Origin of the sequence: Actinophytocola sp. (genome assembly GCF_045807065.1) — a bacterium.
Lineage (GTDB): Bacteria > Actinomycetota > Actinomycetes > Mycobacteriales > Pseudonocardiaceae > Actinophytocola.
The window spans coordinates 1-23099 of sequence record NZ_JBJMIE010000771.1; the positions used below are offsets into that span (position 1 = coordinate 1).

General features: G+C 72.9%; 21 protein-coding genes. 12 read left to right on the top strand and 9 right to left on the bottom strand.

What is annotated here, in order from left to right; all coding sequences use genetic code 11:
• Positions 1–746, bottom strand: a 746-nt coding sequence (locus tag ACJ73U_RS44970) for a LysR family transcriptional regulator (RefSeq protein ID WP_407783924.1), incomplete at its 3' end; no start/stop codon positions are given.
• 82 nt (positions 747–828) lie between these two features.
• On the opposite strand from ACJ73U_RS44970, the gene ACJ73U_RS44975 reads away from it, so the two are divergent.
• Positions 829–1644: an SDR family NAD(P)-dependent oxidoreductase gene (locus tag ACJ73U_RS44975; RefSeq protein WP_407783925.1), complete on the top strand. Its 816-nt coding sequence runs from the start codon at positions 829–831 to the stop codon at positions 1642–1644.
• A 346-nt stretch (positions 1645–1990) separates the two neighbouring features.
• Here the strand turns inward: ACJ73U_RS44975 and ACJ73U_RS44980 are convergent, their stop codons facing one another.
• From ACJ73U_RS44980 to ACJ73U_RS45005, 6 genes are all read right to left on the bottom strand, one after another.
• Complete coding sequence (locus ACJ73U_RS44980; RefSeq protein WP_407783926.1) at positions 1991–2404, bottom strand: nitroreductase family deazaflavin-dependent oxidoreductase; 414 nt, start codon at positions 2402–2404, stop codon at positions 1991–1993.
• Between the two features lie 77 nt (positions 2405–2481).
• Positions 2482–2709, bottom strand: coding sequence for a DUF2630 family protein (locus tag ACJ73U_RS44985; protein WP_407783927.1), 228 nt, complete (start codon positions 2707–2709; stop codon positions 2482–2484).
• A gap of 43 nt (positions 2710–2752) precedes the next feature.
• Positions 2753–3430, bottom strand: coding sequence for a PP2C family protein-serine/threonine phosphatase (locus ACJ73U_RS44990; RefSeq protein WP_407783928.1), 678 nt, complete (start codon positions 3428–3430; stop codon positions 2753–2755).
• 288 nt (positions 3431–3718) lie between these two features.
• Entirely contained in the window at positions 3719–6346 is a 2628-nt protein-coding gene (locus ACJ73U_RS44995) for a BTAD domain-containing putative transcriptional regulator (protein WP_407783944.1), read from the bottom strand.
• Between the two features lie 206 nt (positions 6347–6552).
• Positions 6553–7188, bottom strand: coding sequence for a GvpL/GvpF family gas vesicle protein (locus tag ACJ73U_RS45000; protein ID WP_407783929.1), 636 nt, complete (start codon positions 7186–7188; stop codon positions 6553–6555).
• 9 nt (positions 7189–7197) lie between these two features.
• On the bottom strand, positions 7198–7944 hold the full coding sequence (locus ACJ73U_RS45005) for a GvpL/GvpF family gas vesicle protein (protein ID WP_407783930.1): 747 nt from the start codon (positions 7942–7944) through the stop codon (positions 7198–7200).
• 358 nt (positions 7945–8302) lie between these two features.
• Between ACJ73U_RS45005 and ACJ73U_RS45010 the strand changes: the two genes are divergently transcribed.
• From ACJ73U_RS45010 to ACJ73U_RS45055, 10 genes are all read left to right on the top strand, one after another.
• The gene (locus ACJ73U_RS45010; protein ID WP_407783931.1) at positions 8303–10345 is read left to right on the top strand and encodes a molybdopterin oxidoreductase family protein; all 2043 of its coding nucleotides are present in this window, start codon (positions 8303–8305) and stop codon (positions 10343–10345) included.
• Positions 10342–11784, top strand: coding sequence for an FAD-dependent oxidoreductase (locus ACJ73U_RS45015; RefSeq protein ID WP_407783932.1), 1443 nt, complete (start codon positions 10342–10344; stop codon positions 11782–11784). The genes ACJ73U_RS45010 and ACJ73U_RS45015 overlap by 4 nt, the downstream gene beginning before the upstream one ends.
• Positions 11781–13316, top strand: a complete 1536-nt coding sequence (locus ACJ73U_RS45020) for an MFS transporter (RefSeq protein ID WP_407783933.1) — start codon at positions 11781–11783, stop codon at positions 13314–13316. Before ACJ73U_RS45015 ends, ACJ73U_RS45020 begins: the two co-directional genes overlap by 4 nt.
• 4 nt (positions 13317–13320) lie before the next feature.
• Complete coding sequence (gene nirB, locus ACJ73U_RS45025) at positions 13321–15822, top strand: nitrite reductase large subunit NirB (protein ID WP_407783934.1); 2502 nt, start codon at positions 13321–13323, stop codon at positions 15820–15822.
• Positions 15819–16157 (top strand): nitrite reductase small subunit NirD, encoded by a 339-nt coding sequence (gene nirD / locus ACJ73U_RS45030; RefSeq protein WP_407783935.1) that lies wholly within the window; start codon positions 15819–15821, stop codon positions 16155–16157. The genes nirB and nirD overlap by 4 nt, the downstream gene beginning before the upstream one ends.
• On the top strand, positions 16154–17272 hold the full coding sequence (locus ACJ73U_RS45035; RefSeq protein WP_407783936.1) for a uroporphyrinogen-III synthase: 1119 nt from the start codon (positions 16154–16156) through the stop codon (positions 17270–17272). Before nirD ends, ACJ73U_RS45035 begins: the two co-directional genes overlap by 4 nt.
• Positions 17269–17952, top strand: coding sequence for a sirohydrochlorin chelatase (locus tag ACJ73U_RS45040; protein ID WP_407783937.1), 684 nt, complete (start codon positions 17269–17271; stop codon positions 17950–17952). The genes ACJ73U_RS45035 and ACJ73U_RS45040 overlap by 4 nt, the downstream gene beginning before the upstream one ends.
• Before the next feature lie 58 nt (positions 17953–18010).
• Entirely contained in the window at positions 18011–19219 is a 1209-nt protein-coding gene (locus ACJ73U_RS45045) for a CDP-glycerol glycerophosphotransferase family protein (protein WP_407783938.1), read from the top strand.
• Positions 19216–19935 carry an NTP transferase domain-containing protein gene (locus ACJ73U_RS45050; protein ID WP_407783939.1) on the top strand — a complete coding sequence of 240 codons (720 nt, stop codon included), beginning with the start codon at positions 19216–19218 and terminating at the stop codon, positions 19933–19935. The genes ACJ73U_RS45045 and ACJ73U_RS45050 overlap by 4 nt, the downstream gene beginning before the upstream one ends.
• 80 nt (positions 19936–20015) lie before the next feature.
• Positions 20016–20747: a glycerophosphodiester phosphodiesterase gene (locus ACJ73U_RS45055; RefSeq protein WP_407783940.1), complete on the top strand. Its 732-nt coding sequence runs from the start codon at positions 20016–20018 to the stop codon at positions 20745–20747.
• Positions 20748–20754: 7 nt separating this feature from the next.
• Here ACJ73U_RS45055 and ACJ73U_RS45060 read toward each other — a convergent pair whose 3' ends face one another.
• Together ACJ73U_RS45060 and ACJ73U_RS45065 are read right to left on the bottom strand one after the other, a co-directional pair.
• Entirely contained in the window at positions 20755–22284 is a 1530-nt protein-coding gene (locus ACJ73U_RS45060) for a multicopper oxidase domain-containing protein (RefSeq protein ID WP_407783941.1), read from the bottom strand.
• Positions 22281–22688, bottom strand: coding sequence for a hypothetical protein (locus tag ACJ73U_RS45065; protein WP_407783942.1), 408 nt, complete (start codon positions 22686–22688; stop codon positions 22281–22283). The genes ACJ73U_RS45060 and ACJ73U_RS45065 overlap by 4 nt, the downstream gene beginning before the upstream one ends.
• Positions 22689–22753: 65 nt before the next feature.
• Here ACJ73U_RS45065 and ACJ73U_RS45070 point away from each other — a divergent pair.
• The coding region (locus ACJ73U_RS45070) for a MarR family winged helix-turn-helix transcriptional regulator (protein WP_407783943.1) at positions 22754–23099 on the top strand (346 nt) is incomplete at its 3' end.

A 23099-nucleotide genomic window follows, 5' to 3' on the forward strand; every position in this document is an offset into this window, starting at 1 on the left:
AGGCTCGGGACGGTCGTGACCCCGAGCCCGGCGGCGACGAAGCCGAGCCGCGCGGACCAGTCGCCCAGCTCGGCGACCACCCGCGGCCGCCGCAGCGTCGGCCAGGCGCCGAACTGGGGCTCGCCGCGCGCGCCGCGACCGGCGATCCAGTCCTCCTCCTCGAGGTCCGCGACCGCGACCCGCTCCGCACGGGCCAGCCGGTGCCGTGGGCCGACCGCGAGCAGGAGCGCGCCGGCCGGCAGCCGCTCGAGCTCGATGCCGGTCAGGTCCCAGCCGGGCAGGCCCTCCCCGGACGACAGGATCGCCAGGTCCAGGCGGCCGGCCCGCAGCCGCCGGATCTGCACGGGCGTCGAGGACTCCAGGAAGCCGATCTCGATGGCCGGGTGCTCGGCGCGGACGCGGGCGATCGCGCCCGGCACGAGCCGCATCGCCGTGGTCGGGAACCCGCCGAGCGCGACCCGGCCGCCGAGCGGCGCCGACAGGTCCGCCAGCTCGCGCTGCGCGGCGTCGAGCTGGTCGAGGATCGTCGCCGCCCGCGCCGCCAGGCGGTTCCCCGCCTCGGTCGGTTCCACGCCGCGCGGACCGCGCCGGAACAGCTCCGCGCCAGTGGCGGCCTCGAGCGCGGCGATCTGCTTGGAGAGCGCGGACTGCGTGAAGCCGAGCCGCTCGGACGCGGCGGTGAGCGAGCCCGTCTCGAGCACCGCCCGGAGCGCACGCAGCAGCTGCGGGTGGACGTTCAGGCTCATGGCGTTCATTATGCCGGTCTGGAATGTCTACCGTGACGATCAGTCGCTGGTGGCATGCCCGGATCGCGCGCAGACTCGAGGTATGAGCAAGATCTGGTTCATCACCGGTACATCGAGTGGTTTTGGTCGCCTCTGGGCGGAGGCCGCGCTGGAACGCGGCGATCGCGTGGTCGCCACCGCGCGCACCACCGAGAGGCTGAAGGACCTCGCGGAGCGCTTCCCGGAGGCCGTCCTCCCGCTGGAGCTGGACGTGACCGACCGGGAGGGCGTCTTCGCGGCGGTCGACCGAGCCGTGGCGCGCTTCGGCCGCATCGACGTCGTCGTGAACAACGCCGGCTACGGCCACTTCGGCATGGTCGAGGAGGTGACTGAGCGCGAGCTGCGGCAGCAGCTGGAGACGAACTTCTTCGGCGCCGTCTGGGTGACACAGGCCGTCCTCCCCGTCCTGCGGCGGCAGGGTGGCGGACACCTCCTCCAGGTGACGAGCGAGGGCGGCGTCCGCGCCTACCCGGGCATCGGCGCCTACCACGCCTCGAAGTGGGCACTTGAGGGCATCTCCGAGTCGCTGGCGCAGGAGATCGAGGGCTTCGGCATCCACGTCACCTGCGTCGAGCCCGGACCGTACGCGACCGAGTGGCTCTCGCGCGGCTCGCGCCACAGCACCGAACTGCCGGAGTACTCGGAGGTTCGCGCCGCGACGGCACCGGAGTTCGAGGTGGGGGACCCCGCCGCCACCAAGCAGGCGATCCTCGAACTCGTCGACGCCGAACGCCCACCGCGCCGGCTCATCCTCGGCCGCGTCTTCCCAGCCATCGAGGAGGTCTACGAGCAACGCCTGCGAACATGGGGCGACTGGCAACCGGTGTCGCTCAACGCCTTCGGCTCACAGCTCGGCTGAGTTCCCTCCGTCGGGTGTCAGCTCGGTAGCGCGCCCGCTGCCGGTTCGGTTGCGGTTACGGGTCGCTGACTCCGGCGTCGGCCGGGAACCGGCTGCGGTGTCGATTGAGGAATGTGGGATCGGCAGCCATCGCGGTCGCCAGCTCCGCGGTGGTGTCGGTCGCCGAGGCGGCTGCCGTCAGTGCGCAGCCTGCCGTGGCCCAGGCTGGGCCGTCACTCAGCAGCGGGTTCGCTTGGCACGGTTGCGGCGGCGGGTCGCGGACGACGCTGCCCGGCAGGCGTCGGTGCGGTTCGTGCGCGGTTTGGGTTCTGCCGCCGGCCGAACGGGCCGGTCGGCCGGATCAGTGTCATGCGCGCGTCAGGGCCACCAACGGGATCTCTCGCTGGGCCTTCTCCTCATGGTCGAGGAAGAACGGGTACGCCCTCGTGATCTCCGCCCACAAGCGTTCGCGTTCCTCGCCGCGGAGGACCACTGCCGTGGCCTGGTAGGACTCGTCGCCTGCTTCCACCGTCACCGTCGGGTTCGCCACCAGGTTCGCGTACCAGTCCGGTGCCTTGCGCGCACCCGCGTTCGACGCGATGACGACCACCCGGTCGCCGTTCGGGTGGAACATCATCGGGGTCGTGTGGGGTGTGCCCGTGCGGGCGCCCGTGGTCGTGAGCAGCAGCAGCCGTTCCCGGTGCATGCCCTCGATCTCGCCGCCCGCGCGGAACTGTTCGATGACCCTGCGGTTGGTGTCCTTGATGTTCTGGAGGTCCATGGCGCCACCCTAGCCACGGCCACCGACACGTCACGCCGTCGCGAAGGCGGGCAGGAGCGGAACCCGGGGGACGGGATCTACTGCTGGTAGCCCTCCACTACGCCTTCCGGGCGGGCCTGGGCCTCGTCCGGGTTCTCGCCGGCGCTGCGGCGGGCGCGGCGCTGGCGCAGCAGGTCCCAGCACGTGTCCAGCTCGACCTCGATGGCACGCAGCCGCTCGTGGTTCGGTTCGTGCCCGGCGCGCTCCAGCTTGTGCTCCTCGTCGATGAGTGCGCTGATGCGGCTCGTGAGCTCCTTGTCGTCCATGGCTACATGCTGGCAGAGCCGCGCCGGACCCGCCCACGTCGCCTCATGCCGCGACGGGAAGCGGGTGGGTGGGCAGGGGAGTGGCAGACCTCGGGGCACCGGTCAGGACCACCGCCGTGGCGTTGTCTCGGGCGCCCGCGGCGTGGGCGGCCCGCACCAACGCCTCGGCCGGGTTCGGGGCCTGGCGCAGGACGGTCGCCATGGCCTCGTCGGTCAGGGTCTTGTGCACGCCGTCGGTGGTCAGCACCAGCGCCGTCGCGCTGGTCTCGGTGGTGCCGTAACGGCTGGTGGACGCGGTGTGGACGCTGGTGGTGACCACGTGCGCCATCCTCGGCGTGACCTCCTCGCCGCGGTCCTGGAAGTACTGGGCGAGGGTGTGGTCCCTGGTGAGCTGGCGCAGTTCCCGGCCGTCCCACGCGTACGCCCGGACGTCACCCACCCAGCCGATGCGGTAGCCGCCCCCGAACGGCTGAGCGACGACCAGGACGCAGTCACCCGCGGTGACCGCGTCCTGGGCCGCATCGAGTGCCGCGGACGGACCCGCGGCCGCTGGGACGCCGACCGCGGCCGTCGCCGCGAGGAGTGCCGCATGGGCGGCGGTCAGGTCGTCACCGACGCCGTCGGCCAGTGCCACGACGCCGTTCGCCGCGGCCACCGCGTCCGCGTTCACCGCGCGGGTGCCCTGGTGGCTGGCGGTCCGCCATGCTGGTTGGGTGTCCATCTCGGCCTCCTCGCCGCGTCTCTACCAGCGAGGATGCGACGGGAAGCTGAGCGTTGGCTGTGGGTGGGATGATGTTCGGCTGTGGGGGGCCGGCGCCGGCGTCGCCGACCCGTCAGGGGTTCAGCAGCCGCAGTTACCGCCGCAGCAGCCACCGCTGCAGTCGCTGCCGCAGCCACATCCGCATCCGCCTCGCATGACAACCTCCAGTGGTTGGTCCGTTACATGCGCAGGTCACAATGTTACGGACCGCGGTCGCCGGCCATCAGTACCCGATCGGGGGTTTCTGCGTCACGCGGGTAGCCGCAGCGACAGCCGGATCGCCTGGGCCCGGTCCGCGTGGTGGCGGGCCGCCGCCCGGTCGCCGCGTCGTTCGTGGAGGCGGGCGAGGAGCTCGGCCACGTCCGCTTCCGAGCGGCGGTCGCCGTTGCGGTGGTGGCGGGCCAGTGCGGTGGTCAGCAGGCGGCCGGCCGCCGTCAGCTCGCCGGTGTCCAGGCACAGTTCGCCGAGGCTCTGGTTCGTGTAGCCGACGCAGTGCTCGTCGTCCAGCTCGCGGAAGATGGCCAGGGCCCTGGCGAGGTGGTCGCGGGCGGCGGCCAGGTCGCCCCGGCGCTGGTGCAGGGCGGCCAGGCGTTTCAGGGCGTGGGCCTGCCGGTGGCGGTCGCCGATCGCCGCGCACAGCTCGTACGCGTCGGTGAACCAGCGGCCCGCCTGCGCCAGGCAGCCCAGCGCCAGCCACACCGAGCCGGCCGCCAGCCTCGCCACCGCCTCGCCGTGCCGGTCGCCCACCCGGGCGAACAGGGTGAGCGCGTCGTGACAGCGGTCCAGGGCCTGGTCGTGCGCACCGAGGATCCGCAGCACGGTGCCCAGACCGGCCAGCGCCACCGCGGCACCCCGGTCGTCACCGATCTCGGTGAACAGCTCGTGCGCGGCGGTGAAGGTGGCCCGGGCCTCGGCGTAGTCGTCCCGGTACAGGGCCACCTGACCCAGGTTGCGCAGGGTGATCGCCTCGCCGCGGCGGTCGCCGCACCGCCGGGCGGCGGCCAGGGCCTTGACGTGGGTGCGCTGCCAGTCGTCCTGGTGGCCGCGCAGGTCGAAGAACGGCGCGAAGGTCGCGGCCAGCCGCCAGGCGTGGTCGTCGCGGCCCCAGGCCTCGGCCAGGGACACCATCGCCACGCCGGTGTGCCGCTCCGCCTCGAACCACTCGACCGCGTCCCCGGCCGGCGGCACGGCCACGGGCAGCACGCCGAAGTACGGCATCCCGGCGGCCGCGACGGAGGCCCGCGCCAGGTACCCCGCCAGCACCCGGCCGACCGCCGCGCCGTCCCGTTCGGACAGTTCGGCCGCGTAGCACCGCAGCAGGTCGTGCAGGCGGTACCGGTCCGGGCCCACCGGCTCCACCAGGTGGTTGTCCACCAGCACGTCCAGCACGTCGTCGGCATGCGGGCGGTCCAGCAGCGCGCCCACCACCCAACCCGGCCACCGCAGCGGCCCCAGCGAGCCCAGCAGCCGGAACGCACGCGCCGCGTCGGCCGGCAGCGACGCGTAGCTCAGGCCGACGCTCGCGCGCACGGCCAGGTCGCCGACCGACAGCTCGTCCAGTCGGCGCCGCTCGTCGCGCAGGCGGTCGGCCAGGGTGCGCAGTGTCCAGCCCCGGCGGTGGGCCAGGCGGGTGCCCGCCACCCGGATCGCCAGCGGCAGGCGGCCGCAGAACCGCAGGATCGCCGCCGCGCTGACGGGTTCCGCCCGGGTGCGGGCCGCTCCCACGATGCCGGCCAGCAGGCGGGCCGCCTCCGGTTCGCCCAGCACGTCCAGCTCGACCGGGTGCGTGCCGACCAGGTCCGGCAGCATCACCCGGCTCGTGACCAGCACCGCGGAGCCACCGGCCCCCGGCAGCAGCGGCGCGACCTGCGCCGCAGACACGGCGTCGTCCAGCACCAGGCACATGCGCCGCCCGGTCAGCGCGGACCGCAGGAGCGCGGCCCGTTCCGCCAGCGTGCGCGGGATGTCGGTGACGCCCACCGCACGCAGCAGCTCCGGCAGCACGTCCACCGGCCGGCGCGGGGCCGCCGAGGTGCCCGCCAGGTCGAGGTGCAGCTGGCCGTCGGGGAACGCCGGCCTGGTCAGGTGCGCCACCCGCACGGCCACGGCCGACTTCCCCACGCCGGGCGGCCCGGACAGGACGACCACCGCGGGGGTGTCACGGTTGCTGATGAGGGTGATCAGTTCGCTGATGAGCTCGTCGCGGCCGGTGAAGTCGGGGAGGTCGCGGGGGAGCTGGCACACCGGGGTGAGCGCGGCCAGCAGCTCGGGGCCCGGCGCGGTGTCCAGCTCGGCACGCAGGACCCGCGACGCCTCGGTGTAGGCGGCCACGGCGTCCGCGCGCCGGCCGGCCGCGGTCAGCGCGTGGATCAGCAGCTGCCACAGCTCCTCGCGCAGCGGGTGCTCGCTGAGCAGGCCGCGCAACCCGGCGACGGCGGCGTCGTGCTCACCCCGGTCGACGGCCTCCCGCAACCGCTGCTCCCGAGCGGACAGCCACAGCTCGGCGAGCCGCGCGCGGGTCGGCTCGAAGGCGTGGCAGGTCGGCAGGTCCTCCAGGAAGCGGCCGCGCCACAGGTCGGGGTCGCGCGTCTCCTCGAACCGGCACAGGTCGATCTCGACGGGGGACGCCCGCAGCAGGTACCCGCCGGGCCGGCGCTCGATGCGGTCGTCGAGCAGGCGGCGCAGACCGTGCACGTAGGTCCGCACGTTGGCGGCGGCCGACCGCGGCGGCGCGTCCGGCCAGAGGACGTCGACCAGCACGTCGGTGCTGACCGCGGTGTTCGGCCGGAGCAGGAGGGTGGCCAGCAGCAGGCGCGGCTTCGGCCCGCCGAGTGCCACCGGTCGCCCGTCGACCTCGGCCTCGAGCGGCCCGAGCATCCGGAACGCGACCGTCGCCACGGCAAGGATGGTATGCGTGGAGTGTCCGAATGGGAACTGCCCGTCACTCCGCGGCGGTGAGCACCTCCGCGGTGAACCCCGCCGCGTCGGCGAGTGCGACCAGTTCGGCGCCACGCCCGGCGGGCAGCAGCACCAGCGGTAGTGGTCCGACCCGCACGAAGGTCCACGGCACCCTGGTGCCAGCACTACCGCGAGGAGCCGGTGCCGGTCAGGAAGTGGTACGCCGGCAGCGGGCCGACGCACTCGGTGTCCACGCCGGCGAGGACCTCCAGGGCGCCGATCGCCGCTCGGGCGGGGTCGATCTCCTTGTGGGGGAGGAGGAAGGCGCGGCGTTCCTCCGCGTGGTCGCGGTCGGGGAGGTGCGCCTCGGCGCGGGCGGCCGCGGTGACCGGGGCCAGGAGCGCGTCCGAGCGGGCGCGTCGCCACGTGACCAGTTGCTCGCCGAGGCGGACGCGGGTGAAGAGGTCGCCGTTGCCCTGCCACCCGGACCGGCGCTCGTCGAACACCGCCTGCAGGGCCTCGTCCTCGTTGAACCTCAGGTACGCGTGGAACTCGACCACGCCGTCCAGGCGGTCGAGGTCGGCACGCAGGCCGGCCGCGTCGGCGGCCAGCACCTCGGCACGCACGGCGTCCTCGTCGGTGGCGGTGGTGCCGAACTCCAGCGGCACCACCGGGCCGGTGCGGACCAGCTCGGACAGCACCGCCAGGTGCGTCGACGCGTCCCACCGCGTGCTCACCACCACGGCGAGGTCCTGCCACGTCACCACGCGGTGCCCCGACGCGTGGCCCGCGCGCACGACCCCGTGCAGGAGAAGGCTCACCGCGCGGCCTCAGGCATGGGCGACCGCCCCGGTGTCGGGTTCGAGGTTGACGAACGAGTACGGCGGCCGCGGACCGAGCACGTCGACCGCCAGCTCGGGGTGGGCCGCCGCCTCGGCCCTGAAGTCCGGCTCGGCCTCCGCGCGCACCAGGTAGGCGGCGTCCAGCAGGGGGATTCCGGACCTCCTCGTCCGGAGCACGGTTTCCGTGGCGTGGGGGGACAGTGCCTCGTGCAGTGCCGCCGCGGCCGCCGAAGCGTCCCGTCTCATGCGGGCCGCCGCCGCCAGGCGGTTGCGGCGCACCGCCAGGTACTCCGTGTCGGACAGGTCTTCGGCCGGCACCTCGGCCGACTCGTCGGGACGGGGGAGCCGTGCCCGCACGCCCCACTCGCGGTGACCCGCCACGCGGTCGAGCCAGGCGAGCGCCTGGTCGTGGTGTTCGGTGAGCAACCCCACCGCCGCGGGCTCGTCGTCCACGACCGTGGCCAGACGCAGTGGTAACACGGGACTGTGCGCGAACACCGCCCGCACGACCTCGTCGTGCCGCCGCGCCAGCGCGACCAGGGGATCGTCCGGGCTCGGGTTCCTGTGCCACCGCGCGCGGTGCGCCTCCAGCTCCACGAACGGCGCCAGGTCCACCTCCGCCACGACCAGTGCCAGGCCGTCATGCGTCACCAGCCGCACGTCCGGGTGGGGTGTGTGCTCGCGTGTGATCGCGTACGCGCACAGGCCGCGGGTCATGACGGACCCCTCACTCACGTGTCGGTGGTGCCATCCGCCGGTCTGATCGACGGCCGCGGAGCCGGTGTTACTCGCCTGCCCCGGGTCCCCTGTTACCTCCGTGTCCGGTTCGGCACCGAAACATACGCGGGAGTAGACAAGGCGGCGGACACCGTGACTGCGACTGGTCCAACACCGGTCCGACCAACGAGAGCCAACCACATTCGTCCCGAATTGTTCGGCGGAGAGCACGCGGGCCGGTCACTTGGGTGCCGGCCTCCTCACTTCCTGCACGTGCGTCCGGCGCGCGCAATGTCGCACGCCTGAAACATTCGTGCACCCGCGCGTAACCCGCGCTCCTTAGCGTCCCTGGAAGCCGACTCGAGGAGGACAGCGCGTGACGATCGCGGCGCCGGTCACCGGCACCATCGACACACACTGCCCATACTGCGCGCTTCAGTGCGGAATGCGTCTGACGGGCAAGACCGTCGAGCCACGGGAGTTCCCCACCAACCGAGGTGGGTTGTGCCAGAAGGGCTGGACGTCGGCCGCCCTGCTCGACTCGCCCGGCCGGCTGACCGAGCCACTGGTCCGCGTGGACGGCGAGCTGCGGCCCGCGACCTGGGACCGGGCGCTCGACCTCGTCGCCAACCGGGTCATCGAGATCCAGGCCACACACGGTCGCGACGCGGTCGCGGTGTTCGGCGGCGGCGGGCTGACCAACGAGAAGTCCTACCTGCTCGGCAAGTTCGCCCGCGTCGCGCTGGGGACCTCGCGGATCGACTACAACGGACGCTTCTGCATGTCGTCGGCCGCCGCGGCCGGCACCAGGGCGTTCGGCATGGACCGGGGGCTGCCCTTTCCGGTCTCCGACCTCCGGGGCGCCGACGCGGTGCTCCTCGTCGGCGGCAACCCGGCCGAGACGATGCCGCCGTTCGTCCAGCACCTGCGGGACGCCGAGCTGATCGTCGTCGACCCGCGCCGGTCGGCGACCGCGGAGCTGGCGGCACTGCACCTGCAACCCGCGCCCGGCACGGATCTCGCGCTGGCACTGGGGATCCTGCACGCGGTGGTCGCGGACGGCCACCTGCGGCACGACTACGTCGCCGAGCGCACCACCGGGTTCGACGAGGTGTGGCGGATCGCGGCCACCTGGTGGCCGGAACGGGTCGAGCGGGTGACGGGGGTGGCGGCGGCCGACCAGCGTTCGGTCGCCGCCCTGCTCGCCGGCGCCACCAACGCCTACGTGCTGACGGCGCGGGGGACCGAGCAGCACGCCCGCGGCGCGGACATGGTCGGCGCGTGGATCAACCTGGCGCTGGCGCTGGGACTGCCCGGCCGCCCCGGGTCCGGTTTCGGCTGCCTGACCGGGCAGGGCAACGGACAGGGCGGTCGCGAGCACGGTCAGAAGGCCGACCAGCTGCCCGGTTACCGCAGGCTCGACGACCCCGCGGCCCGTGCGCACGTGGCCGCCGTGTGGGGCGTCGACCCGGACTCCCTTCCCCGGCCGGGTGTCTCGGCCTACGAGCTGCTCGACGAGAACCCGCGCGGCCTGCTGGTGTTCGGCAGCAACATCGCGGTCTCCGCCCCGCACGCCAACCGGGTCGCGCGCGCACTGTCCGACGCGGACCTGCTGGTGGTCGCGGACGTGGTGATGTCCGAGACCGCCGCGATGGCCGACGTCGTACTGCCGGTGGCGCAGTGGGCCGAGGAGGACGGCACGCTCACCAACCTGGAGGGCCGGCTCCTCCTGCGGCGCGCGGCGGTCCGGCCACCGGCCGGCGTCCGGACGGACCTCGAGGTGCTGCACGGTCTCGCGGCCCGCCTCGGCCAGCCGGCGGAGCGCTTCCCGGTCGACGCGGAGGAGGTCTTCGACGAGCTGCGCCGCGCGTCGGCCGGCGGGCTCGCCGACTACTCCGGCGTCACCTACGCGCGCCTGCGCGACGGCGAGGCACTGCACTGGCCGGTGCCGTCGACGGACCACCCCGGCACGCCCCGCGCGTTCCTCGACCGCTTCGCCCACCCGGACGGGAAGGCCCGGTTCGCGCCGGTCGACCACAGTGGACCGGACGAGCCACCCGACGAGGAGTTCCCCCTGCAGGCCACGACCGGCCGGGTGTTGCAGCACTACCAGTCCGGCGCGCAGACCAGGCTCGTGCCCGAGCTGGTGGCGGCCGTGCCGGAGGCGTACGTCGAGGTGCACCCGGACACCGCCGCCCGCGCCGGCCTCGGGCACGGCGACCTCGCCCACGTCGTGTCCCGGCGCGGCACGGTGCGCGCGCGGGTGCGGTGCGTGCCGACGATCCGGGTCGACCTCGTGTTCCTCCCGTTCCACTTCCCCGGTGACGGCAGGGCGAACCTGCTGACCAACCCGGCGCTGGACCCGACCAGCCGGATGCCCGAGTTCAAGGTCTGTGCGGTGCGGCTGGAGGCGGCGTGAGGAGCATTGTCATCGTCGGGTACGGCATGGCCGGTGCCCGGCTCGCCGAGGAGATCCGCGGACGGGACACCGAGAACACCGGGGTGACCGTCCTCGGCGCCGAGCCGCACCACGCGTACAACCGGATCCTGCTGTCCAGTGTGGTCGGTGGCGGCATGACGCCCGAGATGGTGCGCCTGCACGACGCCGGCTGGGCCGGGAAGCACGGCGTGGACCTCCGGCTGAGCACCACCGCGGCCGGGATCGACCGGGTGGCAAGGAAAGTCACGCTCACCGACGGCTCCACAGTGGACTACGACGCGCTGGTCCTGGCCACCGGCAGCCGGCCGTGGGTGCCGCCGTGCGAGGGACTGCTCGTCGATGGTGTGCTCGCGCCGGGCGCGGTCGCGTTCCGCACGCTCGACGACTGCGCGCGGATCCTCGCCGCGTCCAGGCCCGGCGCGCCGGTCGCCGTCGTGGGCGGCGGCCTGCTCGGGCTCGAAGCCGCGCGGGGCCTGGCCGGCCGGGGCAACCTCGTCACCGTCGTGCACCCCGTCGGCCACCTCTTGGAACGCCAGCTCGATCGGGGTGCGGGGCAGGTGCTCGCCGCGCGGCTCGCGACGCTCGGCATCGAGGTGCGGCTGGGTGTCAGGGCCGCCAGGTACGTGCCGGGCGACGGGCTCAAGCTCGACGACGGCAGCCACGTCCCGGCCGACCTCGTCGTGGTCTCCGCCGGCGTCATCCCGGAGACCACGCTCGCCCGCGACGCCGGACTGACCACCGACCGCGGCATCGTCGTCGACGACTCCTTGCGCACCAGCGACTTCCGCGTCCACGCCATCGGCGACTGCGCGCAGCACCCCGGCACCGTCTCCGGGCTCGTGCAGCCGGCGTGGGAGCAGGCCGCGGTGCTCGCGGACCTGCTGACCGGCGCGCGCCCGGCCGCCCGCTACCGGGGCACGCCGGTCGTGACCCGGCTGAAGGCCAAGGACGTCGACCTCGCCGCTCTCGGCGAGGTCCACACCGAGGTGGACAGCCCGGACGCGGAGGTCCTGTGCCTGACCGATCCCGCCCGCGGCAGGTACGCGAAGCTCGTGCTCCGCGACGACCGGGTCACCGGCGCGATCGTGCTCGGCGTGCCGGACGCGGCGGCCACGATCACCCAGCTGTACGACCGGGGGATCCCCGCGCCGTCGGACCGCATCGCCCTGTTGCTCGGCCGTGCGCTCCCACCGGGCGCCACCGTCGCGCACAGCCCGGCAGACCTCCCGGCGGCCACAACGGTGTGCCGCTGCAACACCGTCAGCAAGAGCCAGCTGGTCAAGGCGTGGCGTGGCGGCGCGCGGGGCGTCGCCGGCCTCGCCACCGCAACGAAGGCCACCACCGGCTGCGGCAGCTGCCGCGACACCGTGTCCGCCATCGCCGACTGGCTGGCGAGCTCCGAGGAAGGCACGTCATGACCGCCGTCACCGAAACCACCGCCATGGCACCGAAGTCCGTCGTCCGCCGCCGCGGGCGCTGGATCGACGACTGGAACCCGGACGACGAACGGTTCTGGGAGTCGACCGGCAGGCGGGTCGCCCGCAAGAACCTCGTCTTCTCGATCTTCGCCGAGCACCTCGGGTTCGCGCTGTGGGTGCTGTGGTCGGTGGTCGTGATCAACCTCGCCAACGCCGGGCTGCCCATGTCCCTGTCCGAGGCGTTCTGGCTCACGTCCATCCCGAACCTGGTGGGCTCCGCGCTGCGCATCCCGTACACGTTCGCGGTGCCGAGGCTCGGCGGTCGCGTGTGGACGACGATCAGCGCGTCGCTGTTGCTGATCCCGTCGCTGCTGCTGGCGTTCCTCGTGCCCAGCGGCTGGCTCGCGACCCAGTCGCACGACACGCGGTTCTGGATCCTGCTGCTGTGCGCGGCGACCGCGGGTGTCGGCGGCGGCAACTTCTCCTCGTCCATGGCCAACATCTCGTTCTTCTACCCGGAGCGGAAGAAGGGCCTGGCGCTCGGGCTGAACGCGGCCGGCGGCAACCTGGGCGTGGCCGTGGTGCAGCTGGTCGTGCCGCTCGTGGTGCTGATCGGGGTGCCGGCCGCCGCGGCGAAGCTGCCGCGGCACGAGGTGCACCTGGCCTACGCCGGTCTGATCTGGATCCCGTTCGTCGTGGTCGCCGCGCTGTGCGCGTGGTTCTTCATGGACAGCCTGACCCAGGCGAAGGCGGACACCCGCTCCTACGTGACCGCCCTGCGGCACGGGCAGACCTGGATCATGTCGGTCCTCTACATCGGCACGTTCGGCTCGTTCATCGGCTACTCCTTCGCGCTGCCCCTGGTCATCAAGAACACCTTCCCGGAGTTCCTGGCCGCCAACCCGTTCGTCGCGACCTACCTCGCCGGCCTCGGGTTCATGGGCGCGCTGATCGGCTCGGTGGCCCGCCCGTTCGGCGGCTGGTTGTCCGACCGGATCGGCGGCGCGAAGGTGACGCTCGCGTGCTTCACCGGCATGGCCGCGTTCACCCTGCTCGCCATCGTCGGCGTCAACGCGCACAGCTTCGGGCTGTTCTTCGGCTCGTACCTGGTGATCTTCCTGCTTTCCGGCGCGGGCAACGGTTCCACGTACCGGATGATCCCCGTGATCTTCGGAGAGCTGGGCCGCGCGGAGGCCGCGGCGAAGGGCCTGGACAAGGCCGAGACCACGCTGAGGTTCAAGCGGGAGGCCGCCGCGGTGATCGGCATCGCGGGCGCCGTCGGGGCGTTCGGCGGGTTCCTCATCCAGTTGGTCTTCCGCCAGGCGAGCCTCGGCGTCACCGCGCAGGTGACCGCGGCGACGAGCCTGGCGGAGAAGCAGGCGATCGCGGCGGCCCACCAGGACTGGTCGACGTCCGCGCTGTGGGTGTTCCTCGTCGCCTACCTCGTCTTCGCGGTCCTGACCTGGTTCTTCTACCTGCGCCGGAGCTTCGCGGTCAGCCGCGTCCCGAGCCTGGCGCACGCGGGGGTGTAGCCGTATGCCGAGAACTCTTGTCGTCGCGGGCAACGGGCCGGTCGGGCACCGGCTCGTCGAGGCCCTCCGGGACCGGGACGCGGGTGGTGAGTGGCGCGTCGAGGTGTTCGCCGAGGAGCCCCGGCCGGCCTACGACCGGGTGGCCCTGACCTCCTACGTGGACACCTGGGACCCGCTCGCGCTCCAGCTCGCCGGCGCCACCTACGAGGACGACGACCTGGTCACCCTCCACCTGGGTGACCCGGTCACCGCCATCGACCGGGCCGCGCGCACGGTCGGTACGGCGAGCGGGTCGACCGTGGCGTACGACGCGCTCGTGCTCGCCACCGGCTCCTACCCGTTCGTGCCGCCCGTGCCCGGCCACGACCTGCCCGGCTGCCACGTGTACCGCACGATCTCCGACCTCGACGCGATCCGTGTGGACGCGGCGAGGTCGACGCGGGGCCGCCGGGCCGCGCTCGTCGTCGGCGGCGGGCTGCTCGGCCTGGAGGCCGCGAAGGCGTTGCGGGACATGGGACTCTCGCCGCACGTGGTCGAGCTGGCGCCCCGGCTGATGCCGCTGCAGGTCGACGACGGTGGCGGCGGGTTGCTGCGCAGGCTGATCGAGAAGCTGGACGTGACCGTGCACCCCGGCACCGGCACGCAGTCCATCGAGACCGACCGCGGCCGGCTGCTCGCCAGGCTGGCCAACGGCACCGAGCTGGACGTGGACCTCGTGGTGTTCTCCGCCGGGGTCCGCCCCCGCGACCAGCTGGCCCGCGCGGCCGGGCTCGCGGTCGGCGAGCGCGGCGGCGTCGCGGTGGGTCCGGACTGCGTCACCAGCGACGAGCACATCTACGCGGTCGGCGAGTGCGCGTGCGTCGACGGCACCGTGTACGGGCTCGTCGCGCCGGGCAACGCCATGGCCGAGGTGGTCGCCGACCGGCTCCTGGGCGGACGGTCGACGTTCGAGCGCGGTGACCTGTCGACCAAGCTCAAGCTCCTCGGCGTGGACGTCGCCAGCTTCGGCGACGCGCACGCGCGGACCGAGGGCGCGCTCGAGGTCGTGGTCAACGACGCGGTCGCCGGCACGTACAAGAAGCTCGTGGTCTCCGACGACGCGAAGACCCTGCTGGGCGGCATCCTGGTCGGCGACGCGACGCAGTACCCGCTGCTGCGCCCGCTCGTCGGCCGGGACCTGCCCGGCGACCCGGCCGCCATGATCGCCCCCGCGGGTGGCGCGGGGGCCGTCGGCGTCGGTGCCCTGCCGGACGAGGCACAGGTCTGCTCGTGCAACAACGTCACCAAGGGCGCGATCAACGGCGCGATCACCGAGGGCTGCGCGGACGTGCCGGCGCTGAAGGCCTGCACCAGGGCGGGCACGACGTGCGGCTCGTGCGTGCCGATGCTCAGGCAGCTCCTCGAGACCGCCGGTGTCGAACAGTCGAACGCGCTGTGCGAGCACTTCGGCCAGAAGCGCGCCGAGCTGTTCGAGATCATCAGGTCCACCGGCATCCACACGTTCAGCGAGCTGGTCGGCCGGTACGGCACCGGCGGCGGGTGCGACGTCTGCAAGCCGGCGGTCGCGTCGATGCTGGCCTCGCTGGGCAACGGCCACATCCTCGACGGTGAGCAGGCGGCCCTGCAGGACACCAACGACCACTTCCTGGCGAACATGCAGCGCAACGGCACGTACTCGGTGGTGCCACGCATCCCCGGCGGCGAGATCACGCCCGAGAAGCTGATGGTGATCGCCCAGGTCGCGCAGGACTTCGGCCTCTACACGAAGATCACCGGCGGGCAGCGGATCGACCTGTTCGGCGCGACCGTCGACCAGCTCCCGGACATCTGGCGCCGGCTCGTGGACGCCGGGTTCGAGTCCGGGCACGCCTACGGCAAGGCACTGCGCACGGTGAAGTCCTGCGTGGGTGACACCTGGTGCCGCTACGGCGTGCAGGACTCCGTGCGACTCGCGATCGAGCTGGAGCTCCGTTATCGTGGACTGCGAGCGCCGCACAAGATCAAGGCGGCCGTCTCGGGTTGCGCGCGGGAGTGCGCGGAGGCCCGCGGCAAGGACTTCGGGGTCATCGCAACGGAGCATGGCTGGAACCTCTACGTCGGCGGCAACGGCGGGTTCACACCGCGGCACGCGGAGCTGTTCGTGTCCGACGTGGACACCGAGACCCTGTTCCGCTATGTCGACCGGTTCCTGATGTTCTACGTGCGCACCGCCGACCGCCTCCAGCGCACGGCGGCCTGGCTCGAGGCCATGGACGGCGGCCTGGCACACCTTCGGGAGGTGATCGTGGACGACAAGCTGGGCATCTGCGCCGACCTCGACGCGGCGATGGCCAAGCACGTCGAGTCCTATGCGGACGAGTGGGCCGGCGTGCTCGAGGACCCCGCGAAGCTCGCCAGGTTCCGGTCGTTCGTGAACGCGCCGGGCACCCCCGACCCGACCATCACCTTCCGCGAGGAGCGCGGCCAGCCGGTCCCGCTCGGCATGCCCGTGGCGGTGTCCCGATGACCGCGGTCGAGGTGTGGACGCCGGTCTGCGCGCTCACCGACCTCATCCCGGGCCGGGGCGCGGCGGCCCTGCTGGAGAACCACGAGCAGGTGGCGATCTTCCGCTCGACCGGCGACGAGGTGTACGCACTGTCCAACATCGATCCGTTCAGCGGGGCCGCCGTGCTGTCCCGCGGCATCGTGGGCGACGTCCGCGGCGTGCCGGTCGTGGCCTCACCCATGCACAAGCAGCGCTTCGACCTCCGCACCGGCGCCTGCCTCGACGCCCCCGGCGTGACGGTCGCGGTCCACCCGGTGCGGGTCGAGGACGGCAGGATCCTGGTGGGCAGCCCGTGACGGCCCCCTTGGCCGGTTACACGGTCGGGGTGACCGCGGCGCGCCGGGCGGACGAGCTGGGCGCGCTGCTGGAGCGCCGGGGCGCGGGTGTCCAGTACGGGCCGGCGATCCGGATCATCCCCCTGACCGACGACGCGCTGCTGGAGCGGCGGACGCGGGCGCTGATCGACGCGCCGGCCGACGTCGTGGTCGCCACCACCGGCATCGGGTTCCGCGGCTGGGTCGAGGCCGCCGAGGGCTGGGGGCTGGGTGACGGCCTGCTGACCGCGCTGACCAAGGCGACCGTGCTGACCCGCGGCCCGAAGGCGAAGGGCGCGGTGCGGGCGGCCGGCCTCGTGGAGGAGTGGTCGCCGGCGTCCGAGGCGAGTGCCGAACTGCTGGAGCACCTGCTGGCGAGCGGTGTGTCCGGCAAGCGGATCGCGGTGCAGCTGCACGGTGAGCCGGTCCAGGACTTCGTCGACACGTTGCGCGCGGCCGGGGCCGAGGTCGTCGAGGTGCCGGTGTACCGGTGGACGGGCCCGGCGGACCCGGTGCCCCTGACCCGGCTGCTCGACGCCCTGGTGGCCGGGCAGCTGGACGCGATGACGTTCACGTCGGCACCCGCGGCGGCGTCGGTGCTGCGGACCGCCGAGGACCAGCGCCGGCTGGCCGAGGTGCTCGACGCGTTGCGGTACCGGGTGCTCGTGGCGTGCGTCGGCCCGATCACGGCGCAGCCGCTCGCGCGGATGGGGGTGCCGATGATCCAGCCCGCGCGGGCCCGGATCGGCGCGCTCGTGCGGGAGCTGGCGGTGGCGCTGCCGACCAGGGCGACCCGGGTGCGTGCCGGGGGCCGCGTGTTGGAGCTGCGCGGACAGGCCGTGCTGGTCGACGACGAGCTGCGCCCGGTGCCGCCCGCGCCCATGGCGGTGTTGCGGGCGCTGGCCGAGAACCCCGGCACGGTCCTGTCGCGGCGGATGCTGGCCGGCGTGCTGCGGAAGCACTCGGGACGTGCGGACACAGTGGACGCGCACGCGGTGGAGACGGCCGTGGGCCGGCTGCGTGCCGCACTGGGCGTGCCCGGCCTGGTGACGACGGTCGTGAAGCGCGGCTACTGCCTGACGGTCGATCAGCCGTGACCGACCCCGCTCTCGTGCTCGTCGCCCATGGCACGCGTGACCCGGCCGGCGCCGAGACCACCGAAGCACTCGCCGCTCTCGTGCGCCGGTGGGTCCCGGACGTCCGCGTCGCCTACGCCGACGTGCACCAACCCGACGTGACCGGCGTGCTCCGCGAGGTCGACGGGCCGGCGGTCGTCGTGCCGGCCTTCCTCACCGCCGGGTACCACGTGCTGATCGACATCCCCGAGCAGGTGCGCGCCGCCGGCGTACCGGCGCTGCTCACCCCGCACCTCGGCGCCGACCTCGTGCCGGTCGCCCGCCAGCGGCTGGTCGAAGCCGGCTGGCGGCCCGGGCAGCCGGTCGTGCTCGCCGCGTCGGGGTCGAGCGATCCGCGGGCCCGCGAGGAGGTCCGCGCGGCGGCTTGCGCACTCGGCGCCTCGGCGGTCGGGTTCGTCGCCACCAGCGAGCCGGCGCTCGCCGACGTGCTCACCGGGGACGCCGCCGTCGCCAGCTGGTTCCTCGCGCCGGGCCTCTTCCACCGGCGTGCCACGGCGTCCGGCGCACACGTCGTCGCCGCCCCGCTCGGCGCGCACCCGGCGGTCGCCCGGTTGGTCGTCCTCCGGTACGCAACGGTTAGTAAACAATGGGTTGCGCCGGCCGGTCCGCGACTTGGCCAAAGGGTGTCCTACCGGCGATGATGTGGACGGCCGTACCCGATCCCGGCCACCCCCTTTTCGCTACGCACCTACTGGAGCCATGCCTGTGGGCTTGTTCGGCAACCGCAGAAAACCTCGGGACGTTCGCCGTCTCCTCGACGCTCCCCACGGGCCGGTGCCCGCCGGCTACGAGCCGGGCGAGCCCGTGCCCGGGACCGTCGCCGTCTACTTCGCCGACGACCCGCGCAAGCTCTACCAGCTGAAACAGTGGCTCCCGGTGCTGGAGCGGCTCGACCGCGAGCACCCGGTCACGATCATCACGCGGAACCGGAAGACCTACGACGAGCTGGACACACCCCTGCGGAAGGTCCTCGCGCCCGCGTTCCCCGACCTCGTGCAGCTGTATGAGTGCAGTGACTTCAAGGTCGCCGTGTACGTGAACAACTCGGTGCACAACTTCCACTCGCTCATGCAGCGGCACGTGCTCCACGTGCACGTCAACCACGGCGAGAGCGACAAGGTCTGCATGGTGTCCAACCAGGTCAAGGCCTACGACCGGGTGTTCGTCGCCGGTGAGGCGGCCCGGCGGCGGCACCGCGTGGCACTGATGGAGTTCGACGAGGCGAAGCTCGTGCCGGTCGGCCGCCCGCAGCTCGACCTGCGGCCCGCGCCCGTCCTGCCGCCGAGTACACGGAGGACGGTCCTCTACGCGCCCACCTGGGAGGGCGAGAACGCCTCCAACAACTACACCTCCGTCGACGTGCTGGGCCCGGCGATCGTCGAGAAGGTCCTCGCGGTCCCCGAGGTCCGACTGGTCTACAAGCCGCATCCGCGCGTCGTGGTGAGCCCGCTGCCGTCGATGGCCGCGGCGCACCGGGAGATCGTCCGGCTGGTCTCCCGCGCCGGCCACGTCGTGGCCGAGCAGGGCGACATCCTGGCCGTCTTCCCCGGCTGCGACCTGATGATCACCGACGTGTCCTCGGTCGGCCTCGACTTCCTGTACCTGCGCCCGAACCAGCCGATGTTCATCGCCGACCGGTACGACGACCGGGAGCGCCTGCACACCGACGCGCCGGTCAGCCGCTGCGCCGACGTCGTCGACTCGGCCACCATCGGCGCGCTGACGTCCACCGTCGCCGCCCGCCTCGACCACGACGAGTACCGGACGGCGCGGGCGAGCGTGCGCGAGCTGTACTTCGGCGACCTCGCCCCCGGGGAGAGCACGACCCGCTTCCTCGCCGCCATCGACGACGCGGTGCGCACCAGAGACACCCATCTGGCCGCCGCCGCGCTGGAGGTCCCCGCATGAACAGTCCCGTGAACACCGTGATCCTCGCCGCGGGCATGGGCACCCGGCTCGGCATGCCGCACCCCAAGCCGCTGACCCCGCTGGCGGACGGCCGCAGCATCATGCGCCAGCAGCTGGACAACCTGTCCGTTGGTCTGACCAATCCCCTCGTGACGATCGTGGTGGGTTTCCACGCCGAGGAGGTCATGGCCCACGCACCCGAGGTCCGGTTCGTCTACAACGAGCGCTACGAGCACACGAACACGTCGAAGAGCCTGCTCAGGGCGCTGCGACTGGTCCCACCGGGTGGCGTGCTGTGGCTGAACGGCGACGTGGTGTTCGACCCCCGGCTGCTCACCCGGGTCGCGGAGCTGGTGGCCGAGGACCGCAGCTTCGTGTGTGTCAACACGGAAGCTTGCGGTGAAGAAGAAGTGAAGTACACCGCCTCGCGGGACGGCCTGGTGGAAAAGCTGTCAAAATCGGTAGTCGACGGTCTCGGCGAGGCCGTGGGCATCAACTACATCGCGTCGACCGACCGGCCGACGCTGGTCGAGCACCTGGAGGCCTGCACCGACACCGACTACTTCGAACGCGGCATCGAGTCCGCGATCGAGACGGCCGGCATGCCGGTGCTGGCGTTGGACATCTCCGAGTACTTCGTCGTGGAGGTGGACTTCGCCGGAGACCTCGAACGTGCCAACGTGGAGGTGGGTAAGACCGTCACCTCGGCCGCCTGAGTCCATGGCGCGCCGGGTGCCGGCGCGCTATGAACGGCAGAGTCTTCGGCCCGGGACCTGTACTCCTGGGACATCGTGGGATGGGTCGAGGCACGGTGGACGGCCGGGTGGAGAACACCCTCGAGTCGTTCCTCGCCGCGGCCGCACTGGGCATCGACTGGGTGGAGGTGGACGTCCGCCGCACCTCGGACGACCGCCTGGTGGTCGCACACGACCCGGCCAACGCCGACGGCGTGTTCTACGCCGACATCACCGGCTCGCAAGCAACCGACGACGGCGCACTGGACCTGCTGGAGCTCCTGTCGGCGCTGCCCACGGGCATCGGCGTCGACTTCGACGTGAAGACGTCGATGGAGGACGCGGTCCGGGGCCGCGCGGAGACGACCATGGCCCAGCTGGCCGGCGTCGCCCACCGGGAGGCCCGCCGCCGCCCGGTGTTGATCAGCTCGTTCGACGCCGGTGCGCTGGACATCGCGCGTGAGCTGGCGCCCGCCGTGCCGCGCGCGCTGCTGACGTGGGTGGAGTTCCCGATCGGCCAGGCGGTCGCGATGGCCGGGCACCTGGACGTGCAGGTCCTGGCGCCGCACTGGGGTTCGCTGCGCCCGAGCGAGCGGGAGCCGGAGGAACTGCACCGCCCCCTGGAGTACGTGGTGGAAACCGTCCACACCAGCGGTCGGGAGTTCCTGGCCTGGTGCCCGACGGTCACGTTCGCCCAACGGCTCCTGGACGCCGGCGTGGACGCCCTGTGCGTGAACAACGTGCCCAAGGTCCTGGCCGAACTCGGCAGGGAGCTGGTCACGGCGGTCATGTGAGGTGAGCTCACCGGACGACGAAGTTGCCCATCATCGCCATGTCCTCGTGTTCGAGGTTGTGGCAGTGGAAGACGTACTTGCCCGGGTAGCCGTCGAAGCGGATGGCGATCGCGGCCTCCTCGGCCGGTCGCAGGTCGATCGTGTCCTTCCGGCCCGCGTCGAACGGCCCCGGTCCGGACAGGCCGCGGGACAGCACCTGGAACGGCGCGAGGTGCAGGTGGATCGGGTGGTGGAAGTCGGTGACCAGCCGCCACACCTCGACGCTGCCGAGTCGCGGGGTGGCCGCGACGCTGTCCGGGCGGAACGGCTGCCCGTTGATGACCCAGCCGGGCCCGCCCCTGGCGAAGTGCAGCGTCCGGGTGCGCACTGCCTCCTGTTCCGTCAGCGGCACGACCGTGGCGAGCCGGTCCGGCACCGTGAACCGGTCGGCGGCCGGCGCGCCGACCCGGAACCGCATGATCTCGTGCGTCCGGCCGTCGTCGAGGTCGTTGTAGAGGGTGACGGACGAGCCCGGCCGGTACTGGGAGAAGTCCACGAGCGCGTCGAGGCGTTGCGCGGGCGCCAGCTCGAAGTGCTCGTGGCGCACCGGGGCGGCGAGCAGACCCGCGTCGGTGCCGATCTGGACCAGGCCGGACCCGGGTTGGGGGTCCAGCCGGAGGTCGAGGCGGCGCGCGTTGCACGCGTTGAGGAACCGCAGCCGGTAGGTCGCGCCGGTCACCCGCGCGAGGGGCCACGGCGACCCGTTGACCAGCATGACGTCGCCGAGCACGCCCGCGACGTAGGACTCGGTGACCCCGGGTGTCATCAGCAGGGTGGGGTCGAGGCTGGGGTAGAGGAGCGCGCCGTCGGCGGCGAAGCTGCGGTCGGTGATCATCAGCGGCAGCTCGCGCGGACCGGCGGGCAGGCCGAGGGCGTCCTCCTCGTCGTCGCGGACGATGTGGAAGCCCGCCAGCCCCCGCCACACGCTCGGCCCGGTGAAGTCCATGCGGTGGTCGTGGTACCAGAGCGTGGCGGCCGGCTGGTCGAACGGGTAGGTGTAGGTGCGGCGACCGACGCGCGCGTCACCCGGCATGCCCGGGTGGTCGGGGTGACCTCCCGCGGGAAGCAGCAGGTCGGTGGGGTAGCCGTCGCTGTCGGGCGGGGTGCGGCCGCCGTGGAGGTGCACGACCGTGGGCACCGGCAGGCGGTTGGTGTGGGTGACGACGGCCGGCCGCCCCCGGCGGCTGACGATCGTCGGACCGGGGAAGGTCCCGTTGTAGGCCCAGATCTCGGTCCGCCTGCCGGGCAACAGCGAGGCCGTCGCCCGGGTCTGGGTGATCTCGTAGTGGTCCGCCTCGGCGTCGACGCGTGTCGGCGCCAGCACCGGGGGAACCGTGAGCGGCACGGCGAAGGCCGGCGGCAGCGGCAACCGGCTGCGCAGCACGTTCCCCGTGGTGGCCGCGCCACCCGCACCGAGCGCGAACGGGATGCCGACCCCCAGCCCGACCCCGGCCGCGAGTCCCGCACCGAGGAAGTTCCTGCGGCTCACCGTGCTCACAGCCGCGTCCACGCCTTCGTCGCGACGAGGACGGCGAGCAGGATCGTCGCGGTGCCGAGCGGGACGTGCACGGCGATGGCCCTGGCGAACCCGAGGACGATCTGCAGGGCGACCAGCCCGAAGATGCCGGCGTTGGCGACGGTGGGCCACCAGGGACCCCGGCCGGGGACGCGCACCAGCACGGCGGCGACGGTCGAGACCAGCACAGCGATTCCGGCGTAGGTCGCGTTCTCGCGGTGCGTGCGCAGCGCGTCGTAGCCGCCGGCCAGGAACCGCCCGGCGAAGACCGCCTGGTCGAACAGCATCACCGCCGCCAGCACGCTGGTGCCGCGGAACACCCACCGCGGCCATGCCGGCGGTGCGCCGGTCCGATCCGCGGTGGCGGTGGTCGTGGACGTGATCAAGGCGAGCCCCCTGGATAGATTCAAATGAATCGGTTTCAAATGAATCTAACATAGGATGTGGGGCGATGACCTCACCTAGTGGCATGAGCGTCCGGCTCGGCCTGCTGCTGCGCCAGGCGCACCGGCGGGCCGCCGCCGCGCTCAACGACGCCCTGGCCCCGCTCGGGATCACCGGCCGGCACTTCGGCGTGCTGCTGCTCATCGAACGCGACGGCGTCTCGACCCAGCGGGACCTGATCCGGGAGACCGGCAGCGACAAGGCCGGCATGGTCCGCACCGTCGAGGACCTGGAAAACCTCGGCTACCTGAGCCGAACCCGCTCCACGACGGACAAACGCGTCACCGAGCTGGTACTGACCGAGGCTGGGCGGACCGCGTTCGAGTCGGCCAAGCGGCTCGCCGGCGCCGCCG

What these genes read in the sequence shown, in the direction of transcription:
- ACJ73U_RS44995 (WP_407783944.1), bottom strand. Translation starts at nt 6,346, where the DNA reads ATGCTCGGGCCGCTCGAGGCCGAGGTCGACGGGCGACCGGTGGCACTC.
- ACJ73U_RS45050 (WP_407783939.1), top strand. Translation starts at nt 19,216, where the DNA reads ATGAACAGTCCCGTGAACACCGTGATCCTCGCCGCGGGCATGGGCACC.
- ACJ73U_RS45020 (WP_407783933.1), top strand. Translation starts at nt 11,781, where the DNA reads ATGACCGCCGTCACCGAAACCACCGCCATGGCACCGAAGTCCGTCGTC.
- ACJ73U_RS44980 (WP_407783926.1), bottom strand. Translation starts at nt 2,404, where the DNA reads ATGGACCTCCAGAACATCAAGGACACCAACCGCAGGGTCATCGAACAG.
- ACJ73U_RS44985 (WP_407783927.1), bottom strand. Translation starts at nt 2,709, where the DNA reads ATGGACGACAAGGAGCTCACGAGCCGCATCAGCGCACTCATCGACGAG.
- ACJ73U_RS44975 (WP_407783925.1), top strand. Translation starts at nt 829, where the DNA reads ATGAGCAAGATCTGGTTCATCACCGGTACATCGAGTGGTTTTGGTCGC.
- ACJ73U_RS45055 (WP_407783940.1), top strand. Translation starts at nt 20,016, where the DNA reads ATGGGTCGAGGCACGGTGGACGGCCGGGTGGAGAACACCCTCGAGTCG.
- nirB (WP_407783934.1), top strand. Translation starts at nt 13,321, where the DNA reads ATGCCGAGAACTCTTGTCGTCGCGGGCAACGGGCCGGTCGGGCACCGG.
- ACJ73U_RS45045 (WP_407783938.1), top strand. Translation starts at nt 18,011, where the DNA reads ATGCCTGTGGGCTTGTTCGGCAACCGCAGAAAACCTCGGGACGTTCGC.
- ACJ73U_RS44990 (WP_407783928.1), bottom strand. Translation starts at nt 3,430, where the DNA reads ATGGACACCCAACCAGCATGGCGGACCGCCAGCCACCAGGGCACCCGC.
- nirD (WP_407783935.1), top strand. Translation starts at nt 15,819, where the DNA reads ATGACCGCGGTCGAGGTGTGGACGCCGGTCTGCGCGCTCACCGACCTC.